We start from the raw sequence: 26,682 nt of genomic DNA on the forward strand, positions 1-26,682 counted from the left end.
GTGCACCGGCCGCCCGATATGCAACGTCGCGCAAACGTCCCTTCAGGCGATTCCTCCCAGATCCGCCAGCGGGTGCGCTTGCCCTTCCGGCCAGGGGGCGCGGAAGAAGCGCTGCACCCATTCGGCATCGGCGTCGGCCAGCGAGGCAGGGTGCCAGCGCGGCCGCTTGTCCTTGTCGATCAGCAGCGCACGGATGCCCTCCTTCAGATCGCCGTGCACCGTGCAGGCCAGCGCCGCGATGTATTCCGTGCGAAACACATCGGCCAGCGACATCAACCGCGTCCGCTGTTGCAGCGTGAAGGCCAGTCGGGCCGATCCGGGCGAGCCGTGCTCCAGCGTGGTGGCCGCACGTGCCAGCCAGGCGTCCTGATGCCCCGCCAGATCGCGCAAGTCATCGACGATCTGGTCGAGATGGTTGCCGCTGCACAGGCTGTTGATCTGAAACGCGTTCTGGCGCAATGGCCCGGGCGACGGGGGCGGCGCCGAATGTGCGTTCAGCACGTGACGCAACAGACCGTCGTTGATCGAACGGCCGCTGGCACCTGTGGTCTCATCGCCCAGGGCGCGTCCGGCCGCATGGCCTGCCCAAGGCTGTTCCAAGAGGCTGGCCATGATGTCCGGCAGCGACTTGGACTCGACCATGAAATCGGCCAGCCCTGCGAACAATGCATCCGAGCCGCCGATCTGCGCCCCCGTCAACGCCAGGAAGAGCCCGGTTTTGCCCGGCATGCGGTTCAGCATCCAACTGCCGCCCACATCAGGAAACAATCCAATCGTAATTTCGGGCATGGCCAACCGCGAGGTCTCGGTGACCACCCGGTGACTCGCCCCCATCATCAAGCCGATGCCCCCGCCCATCACGATGCCGTGACCCCAGCACAGCACTGGCTTGGGATAGTGATGAATGAAGTGGTCCAACCGATACTCGGACTCGAAAAATCGCCGGGCGTAATCGTTGTTCCAGGCATCGTCGGACGCATTCTGCTGCATGCTGCGATACAGCCCATGGAGATCGCCGCCGGCGCAAAAGGCCTTGCCCCCTTCGCCTTTGAGCATGACCACCGCGACTTCGGCATCGTCGGCCCATAACTGCAACTGCTCATAGAGCCGCTGCACCATTTCCAGATCCAACCCATTCAACGTTTGTGGCGCGTTCAGCGTGGCCACGCCGATACGCATGCCATTGGCCGCTGCTTGCGTATCGAACAGTACTGGGGCATTCATCGCAAATCCGCTCCTTTTTCGATCAACTGGCGCGCAATGATGACGCGCATGATTTCGTTGGTGCCTTCGAGGATCTGGTGCACGCGCGTATCGCGCACCAGACGCTCCAGCGGATAGTCTCGCAGATAACCATAGCCGCCGTGGATCTGTTGCGCATCCAGACACACTTGAAACCCGGCGTCAGTTGCAAACCGCTTGGCCATGGCGCAGTACGTTGCCGCATCGGCGTTGCCCTGATCCAGTTTGCAGGCGGCCAAACGCACCATCTGGCGTGCCGACACGATCGAGGTCGCCATATCCGCCAGCTTGAATTGCAACGCCTGAAAGTCGGCCAGCGGCCGGCCGAATTGCTTGCGCTCAGTCAGATAGCGGCGCGCCGCGTCGTACGCGCCTTGCGCGGCGCCTACCGAGCAGGTGCCGATATTGATCCGGCCGCCGTCCAGCCCGCGCATCGCGATCGTGAACCCCTCTCCCTCCTCGCCCAGCCGGTACGCCGCCGGCACGCGCACGTTTTCGAAGGTGATCTGCCGCGTGGATTGGCTGTTCCAGCCCATCTTGTCTTCCTTGCGGCCATAAGTGATGCCAGGCAGATCGGCGGGCACGGCGAAGGCGCTGATGCCCTTGGGACCCTCACCGCCCGAACGCGCCATGACCACCAGCAATTGCGTATCGCCCCCACCCGAGATGAAGGCCTTGGATCCATCCAGCACGTAATGATCGCCATCGAGGCGTGCCCGGGTACGCAACGAAGCCGCGTCGGACCCCGCGTTAGGCTCGGTCAAACAATACGACGCCAGTTTGGCACCCGACGCCAACTGCGCGCCCCAGGCATCACGCAGTGCCTGGCTGCCCCACTTGCCCACCATCCACGTCGCCATATTGTGAATCGTGAGAAATGCGGTCGTGGAGGGGTCGACCGCGGCCATTTCCTCGAATACCAGGGTGGCATCGAGCCGCGGCAGCCCGAGACCGCCAATCGTCTCGTCGGCGTAGATGGCGCAAAACCCCATTTCGCCTGCCCGCGCAAAAGCCTCACGCGGGAAAATACATTCGGCATCCCAGCGTGCAGCGTGGGGCGCCAGCTCACCTTCTGCAAATTCGCGCGCCGCTTGAACGATCGCGCGCTGATCCTCGTTGAGTTCGAAATCCACGTTGTTGTCTCCGTTATCCTCGGCGCGCCGGGCCAACGGCCCACGCGTCTCATCGTATAGGACGATTTTGCATGACGTTGACGTAAACGTAAATGCGTATTCGCCCAGACGCGAGCAAGACAAGCCGAAAGCGCGCTAACGCGTGGGTCGCGCGCGATGCGCCGCGCGTCGGCGGCGCGACACCATGGGATCGAAGGTCAGACCGCGGTAAATCTCGATGCGATCGCCGTCGGCCACTGGATCGTGGGAGGCCGCGCGCCTGGCGAAAACGCCGACGCCCTCTTCCCAAGGATCGATGGCCGGAAACGCCTGTGCAAAACCGCTGGCGGCAAGCGCGTCGCCCACCGTGGCACCGGGGCTGAGCGCCACCTCACACTGCCAGATATTGCGTTCGCCGGGATAGCAAACGATGACGTGGAGCTGCTGGTCGGCCGCCCCGGGCGCAACGAACTCAGTCGCCATACTTGTCGTTGGCGCGTTTGGTGAACGAATCGATAAAACTGGTGGCAATCCGGTTGAACACCGGCCCCACCAGCATCTCGAGCGCGCGATTGGAAAACGCATACTCAAGCGTAAACAGCACCTTGCATGCTTCATCGTCCAGCGCCTGAAAGCGCCACGTGCCGTTCAGGGACGAAAACGGCCCATCGACCAATTGCAGGTCGATCCGGTCGGGATATTGGTGCGTATTGCGCGTGGTGAAGCGCTGACGCAGGCCGGCAAGCGCGATCGTGATCGACGCCTGCATGCCGTGCTCATCGCGCTGCTGCACCTCGGCGCCGCCGCACCAAGGCATGAATTCGGGGTATTTTTCGACGTCCGCGACCAGCTCGAACATCTGTGCGGCGCTGTATGGGACGAGGACGGTACGTTCAACGGTATGCATCGACTATCGCAAATGGCTAGAATGGTTGGATTTTACCGGCTACACGCAGGCAGGACTTGGCGGCATGAGTATTATCGAAAATCGCAAGGCAACCCACGACTACTTCATCGAGGATCGGTTCGAAGCCGGACTGGTGCTGCAGGGCTGGGAAGTCAAGGCCATCCGGGACAACCGGGTACAGCTCAAGGAAAGCTACGTCATCGTGCGCGATGGCGAACTTTACCTGTTGGGCATGCACGTCAGCCCGCTGGCAACCGCCTCTACCCATATTCATCCCGACGCCGCACGCACGCGCAAGCTGCTGCTCAATGCGGAAGAAATCAGCAAGCTCATCGGCAAGGTCGAGCAACGCGGCTACACGCTCGTTCCACTCAATCTGCATTACAAGAATGGCCGTATCAAGCTGGATTTCGCGTTAGGCCGCGGCAAGAAGATGCATGACAAGCGCGATTCCGAACGCGAACGCGACTGGGCACGTGAAAAAACCCGCATCATGAAGCACGACACGCGCGTTCCCCGCCGCGAAACGGCGAAAAGTGAGTAGCTAACGGCCCGATATCGCTTACGGGTCGTCATGCCGTACGCAACGTGACGCGATCCCGACCGTCGGCCTTGGAAGCATACAGGGCGAGATCGGCACGTTGCACGAGCGCCTGTAGCGTATCGCCCCGTTTCCAGGTCGTCAGCCCGGCGCTGAAGGTGTAGTTCAGGATCTTGCCGTCATAAGCGCATGGCGTGATCCGCACCGCCTCCACCCAGCGTTGCGTCATGGCGGCAGCGTCTGCTTCCGCCGTCGCGCTGAAGAGCACGACAAACTCCTCGCCGCCGAACCGCCCCAGCAGATCCTCCGGCCGCAATACGGCCCGACCGAGCGCCGCCAGATGCTTGAGCACGGCATCGCCGCCGCCGTGTCCATACGTATCGTTGAGCTGTTTGAATAGATCGATGTCGAGCATCAGCAGCGACATCGGCTTACCGCTGCGCTCGGTGGCGCGCAGGCAACGCTGCGCAGCGCTCCACCACGCCTTGCGCGTGGCCGCATGCGTCAGTTCGTCCACGTTCGCTTCACGCTCTCGATCGGCCAGCATGCGATCGTGCACCATCATGATCATGCCGATCGTCAAACTGGGCATGATCAAGACGCCAACCGTGAGGAAAATAGCATTCCAGGTCGTGGCCGACATCAAACTGGCCTGGGGCGACTCGACGCCGGAGAGATAAACGACGGCGCGCAACGTGTAACCCACGGCGGCGAACGCCGCGACGCCAATCGTAAACGCATAGGGGTAAACGGGACGGCCGAGCGGCCGATGGCGATAGATATGGATGGCAACGGCCATGCACACGGCCGCGGCAAACAGTGACGCGATGGCCACGCGAGCCGCCAGACTGGGCCAAAGATAATAAAAAGCGGCGATGCCGCCGCTGACCATCCCGATCGCGCCGTACCAGATGGGACGGGCCGCCGTGTAGCCGAAAAACCGGCATGCGGCCGAGTACACGAGCACCAGACCGCTCGCCATCAACGCATTGGCAAGCACGATGGTGAAGACGGCGGGTATCGAAGGAACCTGCTGCAATGGCGACAGCACCAACGCCCCGATCACCGCCAGATTGGCCCACACCAGTAATCGCGTGCCGGGAATGCCGCTACGCATGAGCGACATCGCCACCAGCGTCATCATTACGCTGGCAAGCGCCGTAATCCACAACAAACTTTGAGGCGTCATGTACAACTACCGCCGAGCGAATGCCTGGCCGTTCAGACTCGCGGTGTGGACTTCACGATGGTCATCGCCGAGGCGACCATCGATCCCAGATCCGACAGGTTGGCCGGCAGAATCAGCGTATTGCCTTGCTTGGCCACCTTGGCGAAGGCATCGACATAGTCTTCAGCCACTCGCAGGTTGACGGCTTCCATGCCACCCGGCTGACGCACGGCTTCCGCGACTTGTGAGATGGCCTTGGCCGTTGCCTCGGCGATCGCCAGCACGGCGGCAGCCTCACCTTGCGCCTGGTTGATCTGAGCCTGCTTCTCGCCTTCCGAACGGGCAATGGCGGCTTCCCGCTCACCGGTGGCAATGTTGATCTGCTCTTGACGGCGGCCTTCCGAGGCGGCGATCAGCGCACGCTTTTCGCGCTCGGCCGTGATCTGCGCCTGCATGGCCCGCAGAATTTCGTTGGGCGGCGTTAGATCCTTGATCTCATAGCGAAGCACCTTCACGCCCCAATTCAGCGCAGCCTCGTCGAGCGACGCCACAATGGTGCTGTTGATGATTTCCCGTTCTTCGAAGGTGCGATCCAATTCCATCTTGCCGATCACCGAACGCAGCGTGGTTTGCGCAAGTTGCGTGATGGCGGAAATGTAATTGGACGAACCATACGATGCACGCATCGGATCGGTCACCTGAAAATACAACACACCATCGACCTGCAATTGCGTGTTGTCCCGCGTAATACAAATCTGACTGGGCACGTCGAGAGGAATTTCCTTCAACGAATGCTTGTATGCCACCCGCTCGATAAACGGAATCACGAAGCCGGCCCCAGGCGACAGCGATCGGTCGAATTTTCCAAGGCGCTCGATCACCCATGCATTTTGTTGGGGAACAATGGCAATCGCCTTGATCAGTATCAACACCGCCAACGCGAGTACAACGAACAGGGCAATCGTGGGGCCGTCAAACATCATGGCGAGCTTCTCCGTTTGGGCACCAGGATAAGCCGGGTGCCCTTTATTTCATTGATGACAAAAGTGCCGGGCTCGAGGCTCTCGCCTTCGGCCAACTGAGCTTGCCAGTTTGCACCGCGGTAAAACACACGCGCAGCCCGATCCGCCGACCAGTGCTCGACCTCGACCGTCTGCCCGATATCGAGATTGGCGTCGACATTGCGTCCCGTATGCACGCCGCGCTTCTTGAGCACGCCCACGGCACGCAACACGAAAAGGCCGGCAAGCGCGACCACGATGGCCGCAACCAGTTGCCACTGGAGCGTCCAGCCCAACATGGCGGCCACCCCGCCCGCAGCAATACCGAGCGCGACAAGCAAAAGATAAAACGTGCCTGTTGCGACTTCGCCGATGAGTGCGACGGCCGCCAGTGCGAACCAAATCCACATATGCAAATCTACCGGCAAATAAGATGATTCATTGTACGGAATTATTAAAGCTGCCGTGCCGATAATAAAAACACAACTTGACGGCTGAGTGACGGGTGAATGAATGCCGCGAAAATCAAATGGTGCCGAAAAAAAAAAGCCACGTTCGAAAACGTGGCTTTTCCAATCAGGCAGCAGCGGCGTTTACCGCATGCCGCCATCGAGCAAGCATTAATCCGATGTCACGCCGTTGTCGTGCAGGCCACCGGATCCCATGCCGGCATCGAGCGGACCATGGCGGCGGACGATCAGCCGGCGGCCAGCTTCTGCCAGGTGTCGACCACCGTGTCCGGGTTGAGCGACATCGACAGAATGCCTTCGTCCTTGAGCCACTTGGCGAAATCGGGATGATCGCTGGGGCCTTGGCCGCAGATGCCGACGTACTTGTTGGCCTTCAGGCAGGCCTGGATGGCCCGGCGCAGCATGAACTTCACGGCATCGTCGCGCTCGTCGAAGTCGATGGCCAACAACTCCATCCCCGAATCGCGATCCAGACCAAGCGTCAGCTGGGTCATGTCGTTCGAACCGATCGAGAAACCATCGAAATGCTCGAGGAACTGATCGGCCAGAATGGCATTGGACGGCACTTCGCACATCATGATGAGGCGCAAGCCGTTCTTGCCGCGTTCCAGGCCGTTGTTGGCCAGGAGCTCGACGACCTTCTTCGCCTGGTTCACGGTACGCACGAAGGGCACCATGATTTCGACGTTGGTCAGCCCCATGTCGTCACGCACGCGCTTCAGCGCTTCGCACTCCATGCGGAAACACTCTTCGAACTCTTCCGACACATACCGCGACGCGCCGCGGAAGCCCAGCATGGGGTTCTCTTCTTCCGGCTCGTAACGCGAACCGCCGATCAGCTTGCGGTATTCGTTGGACTTGAAGTCCGACAGACGCACGATGACCGATTTCGGGTAGAACGCTGCGCCGATCGTGGCGATGCCTTCGGCAAGCTTCTCCACGAAGAACGCACGGGGACTCGCGTAACCGCGTGCAGCCGATTCCACCGCTTGCTTCAACTCGCCATCCACGTTCGGATAGTCGAGCACAGCCTTGGGGTGAATGCCAATGTTGTTGTTGATGATGAATTCGAGACGCGCCAATCCCACACCCGAGTTCGGAATCTGCGAAAAATCGAAGGCCAGTTGCGGATTGCCCACGTTCATCATGATCTTCAGATCGATGGCAGGCATATCGCCGCGGCGGACTTCTTCCACTTCCGTTTCGATCAGGCCGTCATAAATGCGGCCTTCATCGCCTTCCGCGCAGGACACCGTCACCTGTTGGCCGGCCTTCAAGAGATCGGTGGCGTTGCCGCAACCCACGACGGCCGGAATACCCAACTCGCGCGCGATGATCGCCGCGTGGCAGGTACGACCACCACGGTTCGTGACAATGGCCGATGCCCGCTTCATCACCGGTTCCCAGTTGGGATCGGTCATGTCGGTCACCAGCACGTCGCCGGGCTGTACTTGGTCCATATCGGAAATATCGCCCACGACGCGCACGGCGCCCTGGCCGATCTTCTGGCCGATCGCTCGGCCCGTGATCAGGACTTCGCCCGTCGCCTTCAGGCGATAGCGCTGTTGCACATCGCTGGGCGCTTGCTGCGACTTCACCGTTTCAGGACGCGCCTGCAGGATGTACATCTTGCCATCCACGCCGTCGCGGCCCCATTCGATGTCCATGGGGCGCTTGTAGTGCTTTTCGATGATCACGGCGTATTTCGCCAGCTCGGTGACTTCATCGTCGGTGAGCGAATAGCGATTGCGCTCGGACACCGGCACGTCGACCACGCGCACGGCGCGGCCTTCGGTACGCTCGGCATCGAATTCCATCTTGATCAGCTTGGAGCCGATGCGGCGGCCGACGATGGCATATTTGCCGGCGTCGAGCGTGGGCTTGAACACATAGAACTCGTCCGGGTTGACGGCGCCCTGCACCACCGTTTCGCCCAGACCGTAGGACGACGTGATGAAGACGACATCGGTGAAGCCCGACTCGGTATCCAGCGTGAACATGACGCCAGCGCTGCCTTTATCCGAGCGCACCATGCGCTGAATGCCGGCAGACAATGCGACGTCGGTATGGGCGTAGCCTTTGTGCACGCGATACGAGATCGCACGGTCGTTGTACAGCGACGCGAATACGTGACGGATCTTGTCGAGCACGTCGTCGATGCCGACCACGTTCAGGTAGGTTTCCTGTTGACCGGCGAAAGAGGCGTCGGGCAAATCTTCGGCCGTTGCGGACGAACGCACGGCGAACGAACCCTTGCCGTCGGCATCCAGCGCGGCAAAGGACTCACGAATGGCTTTCTCGAGGCCGGCGGGCAGCGGGGTTTCGATCACCCACTGCCGAATCTCGCCACCGGCTTGCGCGAGCGCACGAACATCTTCCGGATTGAGCGTGCGCAGACGTTCGGCGATACGATCGTCCAGGCCCGTGGCTTTCAGAAACTCGCGGAACGCATCAGCCGTGGTCGCAAAACCACCGGGCACGCGCACACCGGCGCCTGCCAATTGACTGATCATTTCCCCAAGCGAAGCGTTCTTACCTCCTACCGAGTCCACATCCGTCATCCGGAGCTGCTCGAACGAAACAACGTACGACATTGAAGTCACCTTTTACAATGGAATGAAAGCGAGTTTGGTCAGACCGCTGAACGTACTGACCAAACTGGCCTTGGGGCCGCCCGGAACCGGGTGACTTGGGGTGACTGGACGCCCAGAATTGTACCCGGTCGCACTTACGTTGTACCTTGGTTGGAATTTACTTACACATGAATCAAACCCCTATCGCGCGTTCGGTTTACATCGTTTCGGACAGCACCGGTATTACGGCTGAAACCTTCAGCCAGTCGGTTCTGGCGCAGTTCGAAGGCGTCAAGTTTCGCCCGATCCGCCTGCCCTACATCGATACCCCGGCAAAAGCAGACGAAGTCGTCGCTCGCATCAATCGCAACGCGGCCGAAGCGGGGGTCCCCCCGATCGTCTTCAGCACGCTCGTTACCCCCGAGATTCTCGCCCGCGTGCGCCAGTCCAACGGTGTCTTCCTCGATTTGTTCGGCACGTTCGTCAGCCACATCGAGCAGGCGCTGGGACTGAAGTCGAGTCACTCGGTCGGCCGCTCGCACATGGCGGCGAACAGCGAAAAATACCGCAACCGTATCGATGCCATCAACTTTTGCCTGGCCCACGACGACGGTCAATTCGTCAGCAATCTGGGACAGGCCGACGTGATTCTCGTGGGTGTATCGCGCTGCGGCAAAACGCCAACCAGTCTTTATCTGGCCATGCAATACGCCATAAAAGCCGCCAATTTTCCGCTCACGCCTGACGATTTCGAGCGCAATGCCTTGCCGTCGACGATCGCGCCGTTCCGCGACAAGCTGTTCGGACTCTCGATTTTGCCTGAACGCCTGGCCGAAGTGCGCCACGAACGCCGCCCCAACAGCAGTTACTCACGCATCGAGCAATGCCGCTACGAAGTTGCGGAAGCCGAGCGCATGATGCGCCGCGAAGGCATTTCCTGGTTGTCGACCACGACCAAGTCGATCGAGGAAATCTCGACCACGGTGATTCAGGAAGTGGGTTTGGACACGGCCTGACGCCGAATCGAAGGGCGGCGCCACGTGGCTGAATGCCGTCGCTTCTCAGGCCGAATGCTGTCGCCGGTGCTCGAACAGGCACACGGCTGCCGCGATCGCGACGTTGAGCGACTCGACCGCCACCTCATCGTGCGGGATAAATACCCTGGCGGATGCCGCCGCCAGCAGATCGGGGTGTACGCCCTGCCCTTCGTTGCCGAACAGCCATCCGCATTGCGCAGGGAGGGCTTGCGCGTAGAGCGACGACGCCCCTTCCAGCGCTGTCGCGTAGACGGGTACGGTCAGCCGCTCGCGCATGGCCAGCGCCAGATCGACCTGTTCGTGGATATGCAGGGCAAAATGCGCGCCCTGGCCGCTGCGCAGCACCTTGGGCGACCACGCATGGGCGCATCCGGCCGACAGCACCACATGGCGTATTCCCGCAGCCGCGCACGTGCGCAGCAACGTGCCAACGTTGCCCGGATCCTGGATGCGGTCCAGCAGCACACAGCTCTCCTCAAGCGGCTGCGACCAGTCCGCCACCGGCGGTTGCACGACGAACATCACCCCTTGATCGCTTTCGACGTCGGAAAGCTGGGCGAGCAGCCCGCCCTCGATCTGCGTACACCGGGCGGAATCGATCCGCTCGGCCAATGCGGCCAGCGCAGGCGTGCCCGCCAGGCGCCTGGCGTCGAAATAGGCTTCCAACGGTTGACCGCAATGGTCGAGCCAGGCCTGGGCCAGATGCGGACCCTCAAGCACGGCACCCGCGCCGGTACGCCCGGCGTGGCCGAGCATTTTGCGAAGCGCCTTGAAGCGCGGATTGTCGCGCGACGAAATGACTTTCATAGGGGAAACGGTAAGGCGCGCGTGCGGGCCGTGTCAGACAAGCGCGACAGTCGTCGCGTAATGCAGCCGCACGGGGGCAAAGCTGCGACGATGTTCGGGACACGGGCCGTGCTCGCGCAGACGCTCAAGATGCAAGGCCGTGCCGTAACCTTTGTGCTGGTCGAACCCGTACTGGGGATATAGCCCATGCAGGCGCACGAGATCGGCATCGCGGGCCGTTTTGGCGAGGATCGACGCGGCCGAGATCGACGGAATCAACGCATCGCCCTTCACATAGGTTTTGACCGCGCACGAAAGCGGTGGCGCCTGATTGCCGTCCACCAGCGCCAGGTGCGGCGCCATTTGCAGACCGCGCACCGCACGATCCATGGCCAGAAAAGTCGCCCGCAGAATATTCAGACGATCGATTTCCTCGACTTCCGCGCGCGCGATGCACCACGCCGCCGCGTGCAAACGAATCTCGTCGGCCAGGGTATCGCGCTCGGCCGCCTTGAGCACCTTGGAGTCTGCCAAGCCCAGGATCGGACGATCGGCGTGCAGAATGACGGCAGCCGCGTACACGGCGCCCGCCAAGGGGCCGCGCCCGGCCTCATCCACACCGGCGATAACGCTTCCGGCCAACCCGGCATCGCCAAAAAAATCAGCTTGATCCACGCGCCACCTCCATGATCGCCTGCGCGGCCAGCGCGGGCGTGTCGCGCAGCAAGGTGTGATGCATGTCGGTAAAACGCGCTTGCACGTCGGCCGCATGCGCGGTGTCGGTGAGGGCCCGCCACGTGGCCTCGGCAAGCTTTTCCGGATTCGCATCCTCTTGCAGCAACTCTGGCACCACGAAGTCGCGTGCCAATACGTTGGGCAGGCCGATCCATGGCACGTACGGCCGTTCCTGGCCCGACTTCCACGACATGATACGGCGCATCCATGGCGACAGCACGTACGAGATGACCAGGGGCCGCTTGAACAATGCCGCCTCGAGGGTGGCCGTACCGCTGGCTGCCAGCACGGCGGTACTCGCTTCCATCGCGGTCCAGGCTACCGGTGGCGCCTGGCCCACTGCGGGCGGTTGCACATCGTCGCTGGCGATGCAGCGCAACCCCTTGACCGGATACTGCTTGAGCAAATCTTCGAACTCGGCGCGGCGCTCGGCATTCACCATCGGCACGATGCACTGCAGGCGCGGATCTCGTCGTTGCAGGATCTGCGCCGCCTGAAGGAAGCGCGGGGCGAGGATACGGATTTCAGACGAACGGCTTCCCGGCAAAATGGCGAGTACGGGCACGTCGGGGTCGATGCCCAGACGCGCGCGCGCGGCCGCACGATCCGGCACCATTGGAATCGCACCGGCAAGCGGATGCCCCACATAAGTGACCGGAATGCCTTCCTTGCGGTAGATCTCTTCCTCGAAGGGAAAGAGCACCAGCATGTGCGACACCGCAGTCTTGATCTTGTGGATGCGTTCGTAGCGCCACGCCCAGATCGAAGGACCGACGAAGTGGACCGTGGGCACACCCACGTCGCGCAGCTGCTGCTCCAGCCGCAAATTGAAATCGGGCGCATCGATACCCACAAACACATCGGGCTTGTTGGCCCGCCAATGCGCCTTCACGTCCCGGTAGGTGTGCAGCAACCGCGGCATTTGACGGAATGCATCGATATAGCCAAAGACGGTCAGTGCCGCCATCGGGTGACGCAGTTCCATGCCCTGCGATTGCATATGCGGACCGCCGATCCCCTCGTAAGACAGGGTGGCATCATGGTGGCGCAATCCGGCAATGATGCGGCCAGCGAGCAAATCGCCCGACGGCTCGCCCGCCACCATCGCGATGCGGCTCGTCATGGCCGGATGATGCCTCGTCCGGGTACGGACAGGAAGTCGAGCAACACCTGCAAAGGCTCGCCGACCTCGGGCTCGGCAGCGATACGCGCCGCGATCTGCGCGCACGCCTCGTCGAGCTTCAACCCGCGCCGGAAAACAATCTTGTACGCCTCGCGCAGCGCCGAAATCATTGGCGGTGTAAATCCGCGACGCTTCAGCCCTTCGACGTTGATGCCCACCGGGCGGCACGGATTGCCGGCTGCCAGCACGAACGGCGGCGTGTCCTGCATGAGCGAGCTGTTGCCGCCCGTCATGCTGTGCGCACCGATGCGCGCGAATTGATGCACACCCGAGAGCCCACCGAGGATCGCCCAATCGCCCACCCGGACATGGCCACCCAATTGAACGGCATTGGCGAGGATCGTGTTGTCGCCAATATGGCAGTCGTGCGCCACGTGCACGTACGCCATGATCCAGTTGTCGCTACCGATGGTGGTCTCGCCGCCGTCCTGAACCGTGCCGGTATTGAACGTCGTGAACTCACGCACCGTATTGCGATCGCCGAAGATCAGCTTGGTCGGCTCATCGCGATATTTCTTGTCCTGCGGCATACCGCCGATCGAACAAAAACGGTAGAAACGGTTGTCGCAACCCAGCGTCGTGTGACCATCGACCACGCAATGCGGTCCGATCTCGGTACGCGCCCCGATGCGTACATTGGGGCCGATGACGCTATACGGGCCGATGATCGCCGTGCTGTCGATTTCGGCGCCAGATTCGATCACTGCGGTGGGATGGATGTTTACTGCCATCGATCACTCTTCCAATGTACGGATTGCACACATCAACTGCGCTTCAGCCACGAGTTGACCGTCCACCGTGGCGCGACCGTTGTATTTGCAGATCGTGCGGCTCAACCGCAACGCATCGACTTCGATGCGCAACTGATCGCCCGGCACTACCGGCTTGCGGAAACGTGCGCCGTCGATGCCGACGAGGTAGTAAGCCGTTTTCGAGCAGGCCGCTTCGCCGCCATCTGCGAACGAAAACAGGGCGGCTGCCTGAGCCATCGCCTCGACGATAAGCACGCCGGGCATCACGGGGTGATGCGGAAAGTGCCCGGGAAAAAACGGCTCGTTGATCGACACGTTCTTGATGGCGACGATGCGTTTGCCCGCTTCCATCTCCAGCACGCGATCGATGAGCAGCATCGGATAACGATGCGGCAGCCGCTCCAGAATCCCCTTGATATCGAGTTCCATGCGTTCTCTTAACCTTGCAAATCAAATGTTACGCTGCGGCCGGCCCCCGGCCGCATGCGCCTTCGAGGTTTACTTCTGTTCCAGCGCGCGAATGCGGCGGCGAAGGTGACCCAGTTGCTGGATGACGGCGGCATTCTTCTGCCAGACCGAATGCTCCACAAAGGGATACACGCCCGTATACCGCCCCGGCTGAGCCACATTCGACGTGACCGCCGTGCCCCCCGAGATGTGTACGTCATCGCCCACCGTGAGGTGGCCGGACAACATGGCCGCCCCACCGATCGTGCAACGCTCGCCGATCACGGTCGACCCTGCGATCCCCACGCACGCCGCAACGGCGGTGTGCGCACCGATGCGCACGTTGTGCGCCACCATGATCTGGTTATCCAACTTCACGCCGGGCCCGATCTCGGTATTTTCAAGCGCACCGCGGTCGATCGTGGTGTTTGCGCCGATCTCGACGTCATCGCCGATCTGGACGCTGCCCAGTTGCGGAATCTTACGCCACGCACCGCACCCCAGAGTGGGATCGGGCGCCAGGCCGAAACCATCGGCACCAAGCACCACGCCGCTGTGGACCAGCACGCGTTCGCCGATGGTGACTCCGGTATAAACAGTAACGCGCGGATGAAACCGCGTGTGGGCGCCGATCACTGCATCCGCCGCAATGACGCTGCCCGCCCCGATCACCACACCGGCCGCCACGCGCACCCGTTCGCCGATGACGCAATACGGACCGATGCTGGCCGTGGCGTCGATGCTGGCGGAGGGGTCGACGATGGCCGTCGGATGAATACCTGCCTGCGCCACAGGTTGCCGGGCGGTGTCGAACCACTGGGCAATCCGCGCGTAAAGCAGATAGGCATGCTGGCAGACCACCCGCGCGAACGCGGGTTCGCCGGCAGCCGAAAGCGCCGCCGCCGTTTCCGGCGTGACGATGACGGCAGCCGCACGCGTCGAGGCCAACTGCTGTTGATACTTCGGGTTGGTAAGGAAAGCGAGTTCGTGTTCGCCTGCATGGGCCAACGTGCCCACACCGGCAATTCGTACGCTTTCCTGGCTCGCGCTCGCTTCGATGTGCCACGTCAACCCTTGGGTGTCAGTGGCCTCGAGGAGTGCTGCAAGTGCCGGCGCCTGGCCGGGATCCAACAGGACAGGCATCGTTCGAAATTAACGACCCAACGTCTGAATGACGCGGTCGGTGATGTCGATACGCGGGCTGACCGTGACGGCATCCTGCACGATCAGGTCGTAGTTTTCGGATTCGGCGATACGCTTGATGGCCGCATTGGCCTTCTCGACGATGCCGGAAAACTCTTCATTGCGGCGACGATTGAAATCTTCCTGGAATTCGCGGCGCTTGCGCTGCAGATCCGTGTCGATATTGCTCAGGTCGCGCTGACGCTTCACGCGGTCGGATTCCGACAACACGGGCGCATCCTTATCGAATTTCTCGGCTTGCGAACGCAGGCTGGTCGACAGACGTTGGAGTTCGTCGTCGCGGCGCTTGAATTCGGCTTCGATCTTCGACTGAGCAGCCTTGGCGGGACCCGATTCGCGCAGGATCCGCTCAGTGTTGACGAAACCGATCTTCGTGGCTTGAGCCTGTGCGGGCACCGCGAACGCCGATCCCAGGACCAGCACGCCGGACAGGGCCGCGGCGCGCGCCCAGTTGCTAGCGCGCAGCTTACCGGAGAACGAAGACGTTTTGAGTGCAAAGTCAGACATCATGAAAATCCCACCTTATTGGGGTAGTGCTAAAGACACTATTGTGCCACTAAACGGTTAGATGCTTTTTCGGCTTAGAAACCGGTGCCGATCTGGAACTGGAAGGCCTGCGACTCGTCGCCATCCTTCGCGTTGATCGGACGGCCATACGAAATCTGCAGCGGGCCCAACGGCGATTGCCAGGACAAGCCCACACCCGCCGAGAAGCGGAAGCCGCAAGGATCTTCGACCGAACGACCCGGACGGCCGGTGGTGCAACCGGCACCATTGCCGCCGGACACCTGACCGGCATCGCCGAACACGAACCAACGCAACGTACGGTCTTTGCTCGCGCCGGGGAACGGCAGATAGAGCTGCACGTTACCGATGACGCGACGCGAACCGCCGATGTAGTCGCCGGTCAGCGTATCGCGCGGACCCAGCGACGACCCTTCGTAACCCCGAACGGTGCCGATACCGCCGGCATAGACGTTCTTGATCACGGGATAAGGATTGCTGCTGTAGCTCTTGCCGTAGTCGGCCATCGCATTGAAGGCGAGCGTGTAGTTGCGCGACAACGGCAGGTAGTACTGCTGTTGCGCCGTCAGCAGGTAGTACTCGAGATCGAGAGTCGACACGTCACCCTTCAGGCGGGTGTACGACCCACGCGTCGGCGCCAGGGCGCTGTCGCGCGTATCGTTGGTCCAGCCGGTCGTGAAGATGAAGGCGTTGGTCTTGTCGCCATAGTCGCGCACGAAGTCCTGATAGGCCTGCGGCGAGCTGCTGTACAGACCGATCTCGTTGCGCTCGAAGGCACCGCCCACAGACACGCGCTGGAATTCGGTAATCGGCACACTGAAGTTCGTGCCGAAGCCCATCGCTTTGACGCGGTACTCGCCTTCGTTGTTATCGTAAGGCTCGGTCACGCGGTAGTACAGCGAACTCGTGCGGCTGATGCCATCCTTCGTGAAGTAAGGATTGGTATGCGACAGCACGGCGGCGCGGTTGGTCTTGCTGGTGTTCAACTGCAGCGTCAGGTTGTTGCCGCTGCCGAACACGTTGTCTTCGCTGATCCCCGCAGACAGGATTGCCTTCTCGGTCGAGCCGTAGCCCACACCCAGGTTGATCATGCCCGTGGGCTTTTCTTTCACATCGACGTTGACGTCCACCTGGTCGGGCGAACCCGGCACCGGGTCGGTCGCTACGTTGACTTCGTTGAAGTAACCCAGACGGTCGACGCGATCGCGCGACATCTTGATATTGCCGGCGTCATACCAGGCCGCTTCTTGCTGACGCATTTCACGGCGCACGACTTCATCGCGCGTGCGGGTATTGCCGCCCACTTGAATGCGGCGCACATACACACGACGGCTGGGATCGACGTAGAACGTCAGATCCGCTTCATGCTTTTCGCGATCGAGCTGGGGATTCGGGTTGACGTTGGCAAAGGCATAACCCAGGTTGCCCAGGTAGTCGGTAATGGACTTGGCCGAATTGTTGGTCTTGGTGGACGAGAACGTCTCCCCGGCCTTGATCTGCACGAGGTCGTTGACTTCCTTGTCCAGGCCCAGCAGGTTGCCGGCCAGCTTGACGCTGCGCACCTTGTAGGGCTTGCCTTCGTTGACCGTGATCGTGATGAAGATATCCTTGCGGTCGGGCGAAATCGTCACCTGGGGCGGCTCGACGGTAAATTCGAGATAACCACGATCCAGATAGAACGTACGCAGGCGGTCGATATCGGCCTCAAGCTTCTCGCGCGAGTACTTATCGGTATCCGTGTACCACGTGAGCCAGCCCGGCGTGGTCAGCTGAATCTCTTCCAGCAGATCGCTTTGCGAAAACGTCGAGTTGCCGACGATCCGGATATCCTTGATGCGCGCAACGTCGCCTTCGAACACGTCAAAACTCACGCCCACGCGGTTACGCGGCAGCGGAGTGACGGTAGAGGTGACCTCGACGCCGTACTTGCCCTTGCCCAGATACTGTTGCTTCAGTTCGTACTCGGCGCGTTCGAGCATCGAGCGGTCGAACGTACGGCCTTCGCCGAAGCCGACCTGCCGCAACGACGTAGTGATCGCCTTGGAGTCGAACTCACGCATGCCGTTGAAGTTGATCGACGCGATCGTGGGGCGTTCCTGCACCACGACGACGACCACGTTATTGTCGGTTTCGATGCGCACGTCGCTGAAGAAGCCGGTGCCATACAGGCGACGGATGGCTTCAGTGGCTTCAGCGTCGGAGAACTTCTGGCCGACCTTGACGGGCAGATACCCGAACACGGTGCCAACATCGGTACGCTGAATGCCCTCTACGCGGATGTCCCGCACGACAAAGGGATCGAAAGCATGCGCCAACGCGGGAGCGAGCAACGCAGCAATAAGGCCTGGCAATACGCCCGCGCGGGGACGAAAGATCCGGCGAAAAGACATCCTTGACTATCCTTGGTCGTGCAAATGGCTAAGGGAATACGACGCGTGATCCAAAGGATCAAGCGAACAAGCGCGAAAGATCGTTGAACAGGGCCAGACCCATGAGCGCCGCGAGCAAACCGAGCCCGGCGCGTTGTCCGATGTCGAGCCAGCGCTCTGGCGGCGGTGACCCGCGTACGATTTCGATGAGATAGTACAGCAGATGGCCCCCATCCAACATGGGGATAGGCAGGAGATTCAGTACGCCAAGGCTGATACTGATCAATGCGAGATAGGCAATGTAGGCTGCCCAGCCCAGACGCGCGGTCTGGCCGGCGTAATCCGCGATGGTGACCGGGCCGCTGATATTGCGCCAGGACACGTCGCCGGTCACCATCCGACCCATCATTTTGAGGGAAAACCAGGCCGTGTCGGCCGTGCGTGTAACGCCCCGCGTGAGACTTTCCCACGGACCGTAGCGCACCTCGACCATATCGAGGTCGCCGCCAAGCTGCACATTCAGACGGCCAATGCGCTTGCCTTCGACGGTTTCAGCTGCCGGCACCACATCCACGGTGAGGGTCTGACCCGCGCGGCGCACCGACAATGGCAGTGCCTGCTCGGGATGCTGCTGAATGATATTCACGAGTACACGGCTATCCAGATCGCCGCGGCCGCCCGCAGCCAGGATGACGTCGCCATCCTTCAGCCCGGCACGTTCGCCTGCACCTCCGGCGATCACATTGCGCACCACCGGGGCCGGCATGGCCAAGGACAACCCTGCAACCAGCAAGGGATCGCCCAACGACGGATCGAGCTGCTGTGCAGAAATGTTCAGGATGCGCTCGCGATCGGCGCCACCGGCCGTCGCGACGGTCAAACGGGCCGAACCGCCCGACGAGGCACGATCGAGCAACGCCCAGCGCACCTCATTCCAGGATCGCATCGATTGCCCGTCGACCGCCGTCACGCGATCGCCGCGTACCACGCCTGCCATTGCTGCAGGCGTGTCGGGCGCGGGTTGCCCCAGCACGGCGGCAGGCTCTTGCGTACCGGCCATGCTCAACGCCGCATACAACACCACGGCGAGCACAAGATTGAAAATCGGCCCAGCTGCCACAATCGCAAAACGGCGGCCGACCGACTGTGCATTGAACGATTCGGCGCGCTGGGCAGCCGTCGCGCCGGGCGGCGGATCGTCCTGCATCTTGACGTAGCCGCCGAGCGGCAGCACCGAGATGGCCCATTCGGTACCGTGGCGATCGACACGCTTGATGAGCACGCGCCCGAAGCCGACGGAAAAGCGCAGCACGCGCACACCGCACCAGCGCGCGACGCTGTAATGGCCGAGTTCGTGGAACGTGATGAGCACGCCCAGCGCAACCACAAACGCAAGTAAGGTAAACAGCATAAATTGAATGTGTGGTTATCGCTGGAGTTGACGATCAGGCGGCTTTTGCCAACCGGTGGCGCGCCGCGAATTCGCGCGCCTGTACATCCAGGGCGAGGATGTCTTCGAGGCTGGAAAGCGTAACAGAACGCTGGCCTGCGTGCCACTCCAGTGCGGCGTCGATAACGCGCGCAATCGCCATGAATCCCAGGCGACCGTTCAGGAACGCGTCCACGGCCACCTCATTGGCGGCGTTCAATACGATGCAGGCGCCCTGCCCGGCCCGCAATGCGGCGTAGGCCGATGCCAAACAAGGAAAACGGTCGAGATCGGGCTGCTCGAAGTCGAGCCGGCCGCTGCGCGCCAGATCGAGCACGCCAACCCCGCTTTCGATCCGATCGGGAAAACCGAGACCGTAGGCGATGGGCGTGCGCATGTCGGGCTGGCCCAATTGCGCCAGCACCGAGCCATCCTCGTATTCGACCAGCGAATGCACAGTGCTTTGAGGATGGATCAGGACGTCGATGCGATCGGCGGGCATGGCGAACAGCCAATGTGCCTCGATCACCTCCAGCCCTTTATTGAGCATGGTGGCCGAATCGACCGAAATCTTGCGGCCCATGCTCCAGTTGGGGTGGGCACAGGCCTGATCCGGCGTGACGTTCTCCAGCGAATGAGGATCGCGATTGCGAAACGGCCCGCCGGAAGCCGTCAGGATCAGGCGCCGGACGCCGCGCGCGGGCGCCGTGGGCGCGCCAGCTTGCCCGCCGTGAGGCAGACATTGAAAAATTGCGTTGTGTTCGCTGTCGATCGGCAGCAGCTCCGCCCCGCTCTCGCGCACGGCCTGCATGAAAAGGCCGCCGGCGGCCACCAAGGCTTCCTTGTTCGCCAAGAGCACGCGTTTGCCGGCACGAGCGGCCGCCAGCGCAGCAGGTAGTCCGGCAGCACCCACAATCGCAGCCATGACGGTATCGCTGTCGCTGTCGGCCGCGGTATCGGCCAGTGCCTGCGCGCCAACCCGGATGTCAGGCAAGGCTCCCGCGCCCCACGCGTCGGTGAAGCGCACACGCGCGGCGTCGTCGGGCACGACCACCACGGCGGCGGCGTGCACGGCTGCTTGCTGGGCAAGCTTGTCCATCTGCTGATGCGCGGACAGCGCATGCACCCGATAGCGTTCAGGGTGACGCGCAACAACGTCCAGTGTGCTCTCACCGATCGAACCGGTGGAGCCCAGGATGACGATACGGCGCTGCGCGCTCAAGCAAAGCCTCCCTGGGTCAGAAACAGCAACGCCACAGGCGTAACCGACAGGATGGCGTCGATACGATCGAAGACGCCGCCGTGCCCGGGGAGCAGATTGCTGGAATCCTTGAAGCCCGCGCGACGCTTGAGCAGCGACTCGAACAGATCGCCCGCGATCGACAGCACGCCGAGCAACGCGGCGATCATCAGTGCGCCGAACAACGTCCACACCCGAGCCAGTTCATATCCGAAACTGCCCGGCCAGAAGCTCGTGGCGGCGATCCAGATGACCACGGCCAATACGCCCGCCAACGCACCTTCAACCGTTTTACCCGGGCTCACGCGCGGCGCCAGCTTGCGCTTGCCGATCGCGCGGCCCACGAAATAGGCGGCGATATCGGCCACCCACACCACTGCCAGGAGCGTGAGCACTAGCTTGGCGCCCAGCCCGAGAAACATGAGGGTCAGGGCGCCCCAGGTGGTGAGCAACGCCGGGAAAGCGAAAATGGAAAGCAATGCACTGCCCGGCGAGGCGTCGGCGCGGCCGCGCACGATCATTGGAATGACCGCAAAGATCCAGATGGCGGAGGTCAGCGGCACCAGCGCCTGGAGCATCAGGCTGGCGGTCAACCCGCTGGAGGTTTCGTGCTTGAGCGGCCCGATCCATTGGAAAGCCAGCGTGATGGCGATGACGAACATTGCCAGACCGCCCACAAGCGCCCAGGTGGCGCGGCGTTCGCCCGGCAGCGTCAGGCGCAGCCATTCCCAGCCGGCAGCGCCGGTCGCGAGCGCCAGGAGCACGACGAAGGGCCAGACGCTGGGCACCATCAGCGCCCCGGCAATGACGATCAGCAATATGGCGGCGGTGATGACACGCTGACCCAACATGGCCTGCTCCTGTTAATTGATCGCGTTATGAGGCAGCTTGTGCCTCGACTTGCGCGCTCGTGCGGCCAAATCGGCGCTCGCGAGTGCGATACCACTGAAACGCGGCATCGAGCTGCGCGGCACTGAAATCGGGCCAGTACAGATCGGTGAAATAAAGCTCGGTGTAGGCCAACTGCCAGATCATGAAATTCGAGATCCGCTGCTCGCCGCCGGTGCGGATGAACAGATCGGGCTCGGGTGCCCATGCCATCGAGAGATATTGATCGAGTTGCGACTCGGTCAACGATTCGGGCGACTGCGCCAGTTGCGGATTGGCGGCCAGCATCGCCCGCGTCGCCTGCAGGATATCCCAGCGCCCGCCGTAATTGGCGGCGATGGTGAGCGTCAACAGGGAATTATGCGCCGTGCGGGCTTCCGTCTGCCGAATGAGTTCGCGCAAGCGCGGCTCGAAGGCATCCAGGTCGCCAACCACGCGCAGCCGCACGCCCTGCTCATCCAGCCGATCCACCTCACGCTCGAGGGCCTGGACGAACAACCGCATGAGCAAGGTCACTTCGTCGGCGGGACGCCGCCAGTTCTCTGAGCTGAAGGCAAAAAGCGTCAGGTACGAGACGCCGCGCCGGGCGCACGCCTCGACGATGCGACGCACCGTCTGCACGCCCTTCGCGTGACCCGCCGTGCGGGGAAGACGGCGCCTTGTCGCCCAGCGGCCATTACCATCCATGATGATGGCCACATGGCGCGGGACGTCTGAGGTGGCCGGAACGGCTTGTGTCGAACTGATCATTATCGGATCGACCTAGACGGTCATGATCTCCGCTTCTTTCTGGATGATCATCTTATCGATTTCCGCCACACAGCGGTCGGTCAACTTCTGCACCTCGTCCGAGCCGCGACGTTCGTCGTCTTCCGAGATGTCCTTGTCCTTGACCGATTTCTTCAAGGCTTCGTTCGCTTCGCGGCGAAGGTTGCGCACGGCGATCTTGGCATCTTCGCCTTCGCTCTTGACCACTTTGGCCAGATCGCGGCGACGCTCTTCGGTCAACGCCGGCATCGGCACGCGAATGCTGTCGCCCATCGAAATCGGGTTCAGTCCCAGGTCGGAATCGCGAATCGCGCGTTCGATCGGACCGGACATGTGCTTCTCATACGGCTGCACATTGATCGTGCGGGCATCGATAAGCGTCAGGTTGGCTACCTGGCCGACCGGCACGGGCGAGCCGTAATACTCGACCTGGACGTGATCGAGAATGCCGGCGTGCGCGCGGCCCGTGCGAATCTTCGACAAATTGACTTTGAGCGTATCGATCGATTTGCCCATTCTCGATTCGGCTGATTTTTTGACTTCTGCAACGCTCATTGTTCTTCCTTAAGAATCAAACGTGTACCAAGGTGCCTTCGTCTTCGCCAGCCACCGCACGCTTGAGCGCGCCGGGCTTGTTGATCGAAAACACTTTGATAGGTAGTTTCTGGTCGCGGCACAAGGCGAATGCCGTGGCATCCATCACTTCGAGCCGGCGAATGATGACTTCATCGAAGCTGATGCGCGAATAGCGCGTCGCGTCCGGATCCTTGTTGGGATCGGCGCTGTAGATCCCATCCACCTTCGTCGCCTTGAGGACGATTTCGGCGCCGATTTCAGCGCCGCGCAGCGCTGCGGCCGTGTCGGTGGTGAAAAACGGATTGCCCGTACCGGCGGCAAAGATCACAACCTTGCCTTCTTCGAGGTAGCGCAAGGTTTTGGGACGAATATAAGGCTCGACGACCTGATCGATATTGAGTGCCGACTGCACGCGGGTATCGATGCCGCGATGCTTCAACGCATCCTGCAACGCCAGCGCGTTCATGATGGTGGCCATCATGCCCATGTAGTCGGCGGTGGCGCGATCCATACCTTGGGCGCCCGGCGCCACACCGCGGAAGATATTGCCGCCGCCGATGACGATCGCCAACTCGACGCCCATGGCGGCGACCTCGGCAATTTCTTCCGTCATCCGCACGATGGTGGCGCGGTTGATGCCGTAGGCGTCACCACCCATCAGCGCTTCGCCGGAAAGTTTGAGAAGAACCCGCTTGTACGCTCTGCTGCTCATAGGTTATATCCCCAGGGACGTTTCCGAAGAAAGTTTAAGACAAAAAATCGGCCGGACCGAACTCATGCTCAGCCGGCCGGGGTACTGCATACGACTTAAGCGCGGCCGGCTGCGGCGGCTGCCACTTCTGCGGCGAAGTCGCTGGTCTTCTTTTCGATGCCTTCACCGACGACGTACAGGGTAAAGCGCGACACGGTGGCGCCCTTTTCCTTCAACATCTGCTCGATGGTTTGCTTGTCGTTCTTGACGAACGGCTGCGAGACCAAAGCCACTTCCTTCAGGTACTTGGCAATCGTACCGTCGACCATCTTGGCGACGATATCGGCCGGCTTGCCCGACTCGGCAGCCTTTTGCTCGGCAACCGAACGCTCTTTGGCGATGTCGTCAGCCGACACGCCTTCCGAGTTCAGTGCCTTCGGCTTGGTCGCAGCGATGTGCATGGCCACGTCCTTGCCCACTTCGTCGGCACCCGAGTACTCGACCAGCACGCCGATACGGCCGCTGTGCACGTAGCTTGCCAGCTTGTTATCGGTACCGATGCGCTCGAAGCGACGAATAGCGACGTTTTCACCGATCTTGCCGACCAGCGCGGAGCGCGTCGTCTCAACGGTGCCTTCGCCCATCGGCAGCGCGGACAGCGCGTCGACATCGGCGGGGTTCTTGGTGGCGGTGAGTTCGGCGACAGCATTCACGAAAGCGATGAAATCGTCGTTCTTGGCGACGAAGTCGGTTTCGCAGTTCACTTCGATCACGGCGCCTTGCTTGGCGTCGGGCGTAATGAACAAGCCGATCAGGCCTTCGGCCGTCACGCGCGAGGCGGCTTTGCTGGCCTTGTTGCCCAGCTTCACACGCAGGATCTCTTCAGCACGCGCGAGGTCGCCTTCAGCTTCCGTCAGCGCCTTCTTGCATTCCATCATGGGCGCGTCGGTCTTCTCGCGCAGTTCTTTCACCATTCCGGCGGTAATGTTGGCCATCTTTGCTCCATTCTGTCTAAAAACGCGCCCCGTCTAGCGGGGCGCGTGGTGTAAATCCCGTCGCGGCAGGCTGATCGATCAGGCCTGACCGTCCTGGACTTCGACAAACTCTTCCTGACCTTCCTGACCTTCACCCAGCTCTTCGACCAGACCGCTCATGTTCTGTTCGCGGCCTTCCAGCACGGCGTCGGCCATGCCACGCGCGTACAACGCGATGGCCTTGGCCGAGTCGTCGTTGCCGGGGATGACGTAGTCGATACCGTCAGGCGTGTGGTTCGTGTCGACCACGGCCACAACCGGGATACCCAGGTTACGGGCTTCGGCGATGGCAATCTTGTGATAGCCGACGTCGATGACGAACAGTGCGTCGGGCAGGCCGCCCATATCCTTGATGCCGCCGATCGACTTGTTCAGCTTGTCGAGTTCACGTTGGAACATCAGGGCTTCTTTCTTGGACATGCGCTCGGTGCCACCATCGGCCACGATCTGTTCCATTTCCTTCAGACGCTTGATCGAGGTCTTGACCGTCTTGAAATTGGTCAACATGCCGCCGAGCCAGCGGGCGTCGACGAAAGGCATGCCGCAGCGTTGCGCTTCTTCAGCGATCAGTTCGCGGGCAGCGCGCTTCGTGCTGACGAACAGCACCTTGCCGTTACGGGCAGCGACTTGCTTGACGAACTTCGTGGCTTCCTGATACTTCACCACGGTTTGTTCGAGGTTGATGATGTGAATCTTGTTGCGATGGCCGAAAATGAACGGGGCCATCTTGGGATTCCAATAACGGGTTTGGTGACCGAAGTGCACACCCGCTTCAAGCATTTCACGCATCAAGGACATAATTTTCTCCTAGGGTTTGGTCTTGTGGCAAACGCCCGTATCCCGCGCAGAATCAGCCCCTTTGGCCAGATCCGCACGCAACACCCTATTTGGCGCGCCACGCGATTTGGAACGATCGACTGACGTACACTTGAATCTCACCTTTGATTTGCACCTTCGGGTTGCACCTTTCGGTTGCAGCCCTTCGGTTGCAACCCCTGGGTTGCAACTTTCGATCGCAACCGCCGGTTGATTCAGCGTCTCATCAGACGTTCCGACTTCCATCTTTCCCGCTGAGCACACAGCGCCTGGAGTGAACCAAAACCCTGGCCGCTTTTTGGGAAAGCCTATAATCATACTATTTTTCCGCTACAGTTCTCAAGTTGCCATATGGGTATCGTTACCGACCAGGCCGAATTGGCCCAAATGCGCGCCGCCTGCCAGACGGCCGCCACCATCCTCGACTACATCGCGCCCTTCATTAAGCCAGGCGTCACCACCGGCGAACTCGACCGGCTGTGCCTCGAGAAAATGACCGAATTCGGCGTGAAGTCAGCCACTATCGGCTACGCGCCCCCTGGCCATACGCCGTTTCCGGGTGCCATCTGCACCTCGGTCAATCACCAGATCTGCCATGGCATTCCCGGCGACAAGGTCTTGAAATCCGGCGATGCGCTCAATATCGACGTTACCGTCATCAAGGACGGCTGGTTTGGCGATACGAGCCGGATGTTCCATGTGGGCGAGCCCACGATCCTGTCCCGCCGCCTGACCGACATCACCTTCGACTGCCTGTGGCTCGGCATCCAGCAGGTTCGCCCGGGCGCCACGCTTGGCGATATCGGTCATGCGATCCAGAAATACGCCGAGAAGCATGGCTTCTCGGTCGTACGTGAATTCTGCGGCCACGGCGTGGGCCGCAAATTTCACGAAGATCCGCAGGTGCTGCACTATGGCAAGCCGGGCACGGGCGTCAAATTGGTGCCCGGGATGATTTTCACTATCGAGCCCATGATCAACGCCGGCCGCCGCGAGATCCGCCAATTGGCCGACGGCTGGACGGTCGTCACGCGCGACCATAGCTTGTCGGCCCAATGGGAGCACACCGTTCTCGTCACGGAAGACGGGTATGAAGTGCTGACCACCTCCCCCGAGATGCAAGCGCCGCCCGCCTTCATCACCGAAAGCACCCCGACCACTGTCGCCTGATAGCTCCCTGCCCGCTCCC

General features: G+C 61.5%; 27 protein-coding genes. 3 read left to right on the plus strand and 24 right to left on the minus strand.

The window, feature by feature from the left end; genetic code table 11:
* Positions 1-42: 42 nt before the first annotated feature.
* The 4 genes from EYW45_RS17760 to EYW45_RS17775 all read right to left on the minus strand — a co-directional run bounded on the left by EYW45_RS17760 (position 43) and on the right by EYW45_RS17775 (position 3,261).
* Entirely contained in the window at positions 43-1,224 is a 1,182-nt protein-coding gene (locus EYW45_RS17760; RefSeq protein ID WP_161136747.1) for an enoyl-CoA hydratase/isomerase family protein, read from the minus strand.
* On the minus strand, positions 1,221-2,375 hold the full coding sequence (locus tag EYW45_RS17765) for an acyl-CoA dehydrogenase family protein (RefSeq protein WP_161136748.1): 1,155 nt from the start codon (positions 2,373-2,375) through the stop codon (positions 1,221-1,223). The genes EYW45_RS17760 and EYW45_RS17765 overlap by 4 nt, the downstream gene beginning before the upstream one ends.
* A gap of 135 nt (positions 2,376-2,510) precedes the next feature.
* Positions 2,511-2,837, minus strand: coding sequence for an RnfH family protein (locus EYW45_RS17770; RefSeq protein WP_161136749.1), 327 nt, complete (start codon positions 2,835-2,837; stop codon positions 2,511-2,513).
* Positions 2,827-3,261, minus strand: a complete 435-nt coding sequence (locus EYW45_RS17775) for a type II toxin-antitoxin system RatA family toxin (RefSeq protein WP_161136750.1) — start codon at positions 3,259-3,261, stop codon at positions 2,827-2,829. The genes EYW45_RS17770 and EYW45_RS17775 overlap by 11 nt, the downstream gene beginning before the upstream one ends.
* A 64-nt stretch (positions 3,262-3,325) precedes the next feature.
* Between EYW45_RS17775 and smpB the strand changes: the two genes are divergently transcribed.
* Positions 3,326-3,805 carry an SsrA-binding protein SmpB gene (smpB, locus tag EYW45_RS17780; protein WP_161136751.1) on the plus strand — a complete coding sequence of 160 codons (480 nt, stop codon included), beginning with the start codon at positions 3,326-3,328 and terminating at the stop codon, positions 3,803-3,805.
* 28 nt (positions 3,806-3,833) lie between these two features.
* Here smpB and EYW45_RS17785 read toward each other — a convergent pair whose 3' ends face one another.
* The 4 genes from EYW45_RS17785 to ppsA form a co-directional block, all read right to left on the minus strand.
* Complete coding sequence (locus EYW45_RS17785; protein ID WP_161136752.1) at positions 3,834-4,991, minus strand: GGDEF domain-containing protein; 1,158 nt, start codon at positions 4,989-4,991, stop codon at positions 3,834-3,836.
* A gap of 32 nt (positions 4,992-5,023) precedes the next feature.
* Positions 5,024-5,950 carry an SPFH domain-containing protein gene (locus EYW45_RS17790; RefSeq protein ID WP_161137098.1) on the minus strand — a complete coding sequence of 309 codons (927 nt, stop codon included), beginning with the start codon at positions 5,948-5,950 and terminating at the stop codon, positions 5,024-5,026.
* Positions 5,950-6,381 (minus strand): NfeD family protein, encoded by a 432-nt coding sequence (locus tag EYW45_RS17795; RefSeq protein WP_161136753.1) that lies wholly within the window; start codon positions 6,379-6,381, stop codon positions 5,950-5,952. The genes EYW45_RS17790 and EYW45_RS17795 overlap by 1 nt, the downstream gene beginning before the upstream one ends.
* A gap of 287 nt (positions 6,382-6,668) precedes the next feature.
* Positions 6,669-9,035 carry a phosphoenolpyruvate synthase gene (gene ppsA / locus EYW45_RS17800; protein WP_161136754.1) on the minus strand — a complete coding sequence of 789 codons (2,367 nt, stop codon included), beginning with the start codon at positions 9,033-9,035 and terminating at the stop codon, positions 6,669-6,671.
* 167 nt (positions 9,036-9,202) lie between these two features.
* On the opposite strand from ppsA, the gene ppsR reads away from it, so the two are divergent.
* Positions 9,203-10,030: a posphoenolpyruvate synthetase regulatory kinase/phosphorylase PpsR gene (ppsR, locus tag EYW45_RS17805; protein WP_161136755.1), complete on the plus strand. Its 828-nt coding sequence runs from the start codon at positions 9,203-9,205 to the stop codon at positions 10,028-10,030.
* Between the two features lie 45 nt (positions 10,031-10,075).
* Here ppsR and EYW45_RS17810 read toward each other — a convergent pair whose 3' ends face one another.
* The 16 genes from EYW45_RS17810 to rpsB form a co-directional block, all read right to left on the minus strand.
* Positions 10,076-10,858 (minus strand): TrmH family RNA methyltransferase, encoded by a 783-nt coding sequence (locus EYW45_RS17810; protein WP_161136756.1) that lies wholly within the window; start codon positions 10,856-10,858, stop codon positions 10,076-10,078.
* Between the two features lie 33 nt (positions 10,859-10,891).
* Positions 10,892-11,512, minus strand: coding sequence for a ribonuclease HII (rnhB, locus tag EYW45_RS17815; protein ID WP_328703646.1), 621 nt, complete (start codon positions 11,510-11,512; stop codon positions 10,892-10,894).
* A complete protein-coding gene (gene lpxB / locus EYW45_RS17820) occupies positions 11,499-12,695 on the minus strand; it encodes a lipid-A-disaccharide synthase (protein ID WP_161136758.1) in 1,197 nt (398 codons plus the stop codon). The genes rnhB and lpxB overlap by 14 nt, the downstream gene beginning before the upstream one ends.
* Entirely contained in the window at positions 12,692-13,486 is a 795-nt protein-coding gene (gene lpxA, locus EYW45_RS17825) for an acyl-ACP--UDP-N-acetylglucosamine O-acyltransferase (RefSeq protein WP_161136759.1), read from the minus strand. Before lpxA ends, lpxB begins: the two co-directional genes overlap by 4 nt.
* Positions 13,487-13,489: 3 nt before the next feature.
* On the minus strand, positions 13,490-13,936 hold the full coding sequence (gene fabZ / locus EYW45_RS17830) for a 3-hydroxyacyl-ACP dehydratase FabZ (RefSeq protein WP_161136760.1): 447 nt from the start codon (positions 13,934-13,936) through the stop codon (positions 13,490-13,492).
* A gap of 69 nt (positions 13,937-14,005) precedes the next feature.
* On the minus strand, positions 14,006-15,097 hold the full coding sequence (gene lpxD / locus EYW45_RS17835) for a UDP-3-O-(3-hydroxymyristoyl)glucosamine N-acyltransferase (RefSeq protein WP_161136761.1): 1,092 nt from the start codon (positions 15,095-15,097) through the stop codon (positions 14,006-14,008).
* Positions 15,098-15,106: 9 nt separating this feature from the next.
* Positions 15,107-15,667, minus strand: a complete 561-nt coding sequence (locus EYW45_RS17840) for an OmpH family outer membrane protein (protein WP_161136762.1) — start codon at positions 15,665-15,667, stop codon at positions 15,107-15,109.
* 71 nt (positions 15,668-15,738) lie between these two features.
* Positions 15,739-18,072, minus strand: a complete 2,334-nt coding sequence (gene bamA, locus EYW45_RS17845) for an outer membrane protein assembly factor BamA (protein WP_161136763.1) — start codon at positions 18,070-18,072, stop codon at positions 15,739-15,741.
* Between the two features lie 58 nt (positions 18,073-18,130).
* A complete protein-coding gene (gene rseP, locus EYW45_RS17850) occupies positions 18,131-19,462 on the minus strand; it encodes an RIP metalloprotease RseP (protein ID WP_161136764.1) in 1,332 nt (443 codons plus the stop codon).
* A 34-nt stretch (positions 19,463-19,496) separates the two neighbouring features.
* Positions 19,497-20,702: a 1-deoxy-D-xylulose-5-phosphate reductoisomerase gene (locus EYW45_RS17855; protein WP_161136765.1), complete on the minus strand. Its 1,206-nt coding sequence runs from the start codon at positions 20,700-20,702 to the stop codon at positions 19,497-19,499.
* Positions 20,699-21,571, minus strand: coding sequence for a phosphatidate cytidylyltransferase (locus EYW45_RS17860; protein ID WP_161136766.1), 873 nt, complete (start codon positions 21,569-21,571; stop codon positions 20,699-20,701). The genes EYW45_RS17855 and EYW45_RS17860 overlap by 4 nt, the downstream gene beginning before the upstream one ends.
* 25 nt (positions 21,572-21,596) lie before the next feature.
* The gene (gene uppS, locus EYW45_RS17865) at positions 21,597-22,361 is read right to left on the minus strand and encodes a polyprenyl diphosphate synthase (protein WP_161137099.1); all 765 of its coding nucleotides are present in this window, start codon (positions 22,359-22,361) and stop codon (positions 21,597-21,599) included.
* A 9-nt stretch (positions 22,362-22,370) separates the two neighbouring features.
* Positions 22,371-22,931, minus strand: coding sequence for a ribosome recycling factor (frr, locus tag EYW45_RS17870; protein WP_161136767.1), 561 nt, complete (start codon positions 22,929-22,931; stop codon positions 22,371-22,373).
* Positions 22,932-22,947: 16 nt separating this feature from the next.
* On the minus strand, positions 22,948-23,664 hold the full coding sequence (pyrH, locus tag EYW45_RS17875; RefSeq protein WP_161136768.1) for a UMP kinase: 717 nt from the start codon (positions 23,662-23,664) through the stop codon (positions 22,948-22,950).
* Between the two features lie 95 nt (positions 23,665-23,759).
* The gene (gene tsf / locus EYW45_RS17880) at positions 23,760-24,638 is read right to left on the minus strand and encodes a translation elongation factor Ts (protein ID WP_161136769.1); all 879 of its coding nucleotides are present in this window, start codon (positions 24,636-24,638) and stop codon (positions 23,760-23,762) included.
* A 78-nt stretch (positions 24,639-24,716) separates the two neighbouring features.
* Entirely contained in the window at positions 24,717-25,475 is a 759-nt protein-coding gene (gene rpsB, locus EYW45_RS17885; RefSeq protein ID WP_161136770.1) for a 30S ribosomal protein S2, read from the minus strand.
* Between the two features lie 369 nt (positions 25,476-25,844).
* Here rpsB and map point away from each other — a divergent pair, with 369 nt between their 5' ends.
* Positions 25,845-26,663 (plus strand): type I methionyl aminopeptidase, encoded by an 819-nt coding sequence (gene map, locus EYW45_RS17890; RefSeq protein ID WP_161136771.1) that lies wholly within the window; start codon positions 25,845-25,847, stop codon positions 26,661-26,663.
* Positions 26,664-26,682 lie beyond the last annotated feature (19 nt).

It is taken from the genome of Schauerella aestuarii (assembly GCF_009866805.1).
GTDB lineage: Bacteria > Pseudomonadota > Gammaproteobacteria > Burkholderiales > Burkholderiaceae_B > Schauerella > Schauerella aestuarii.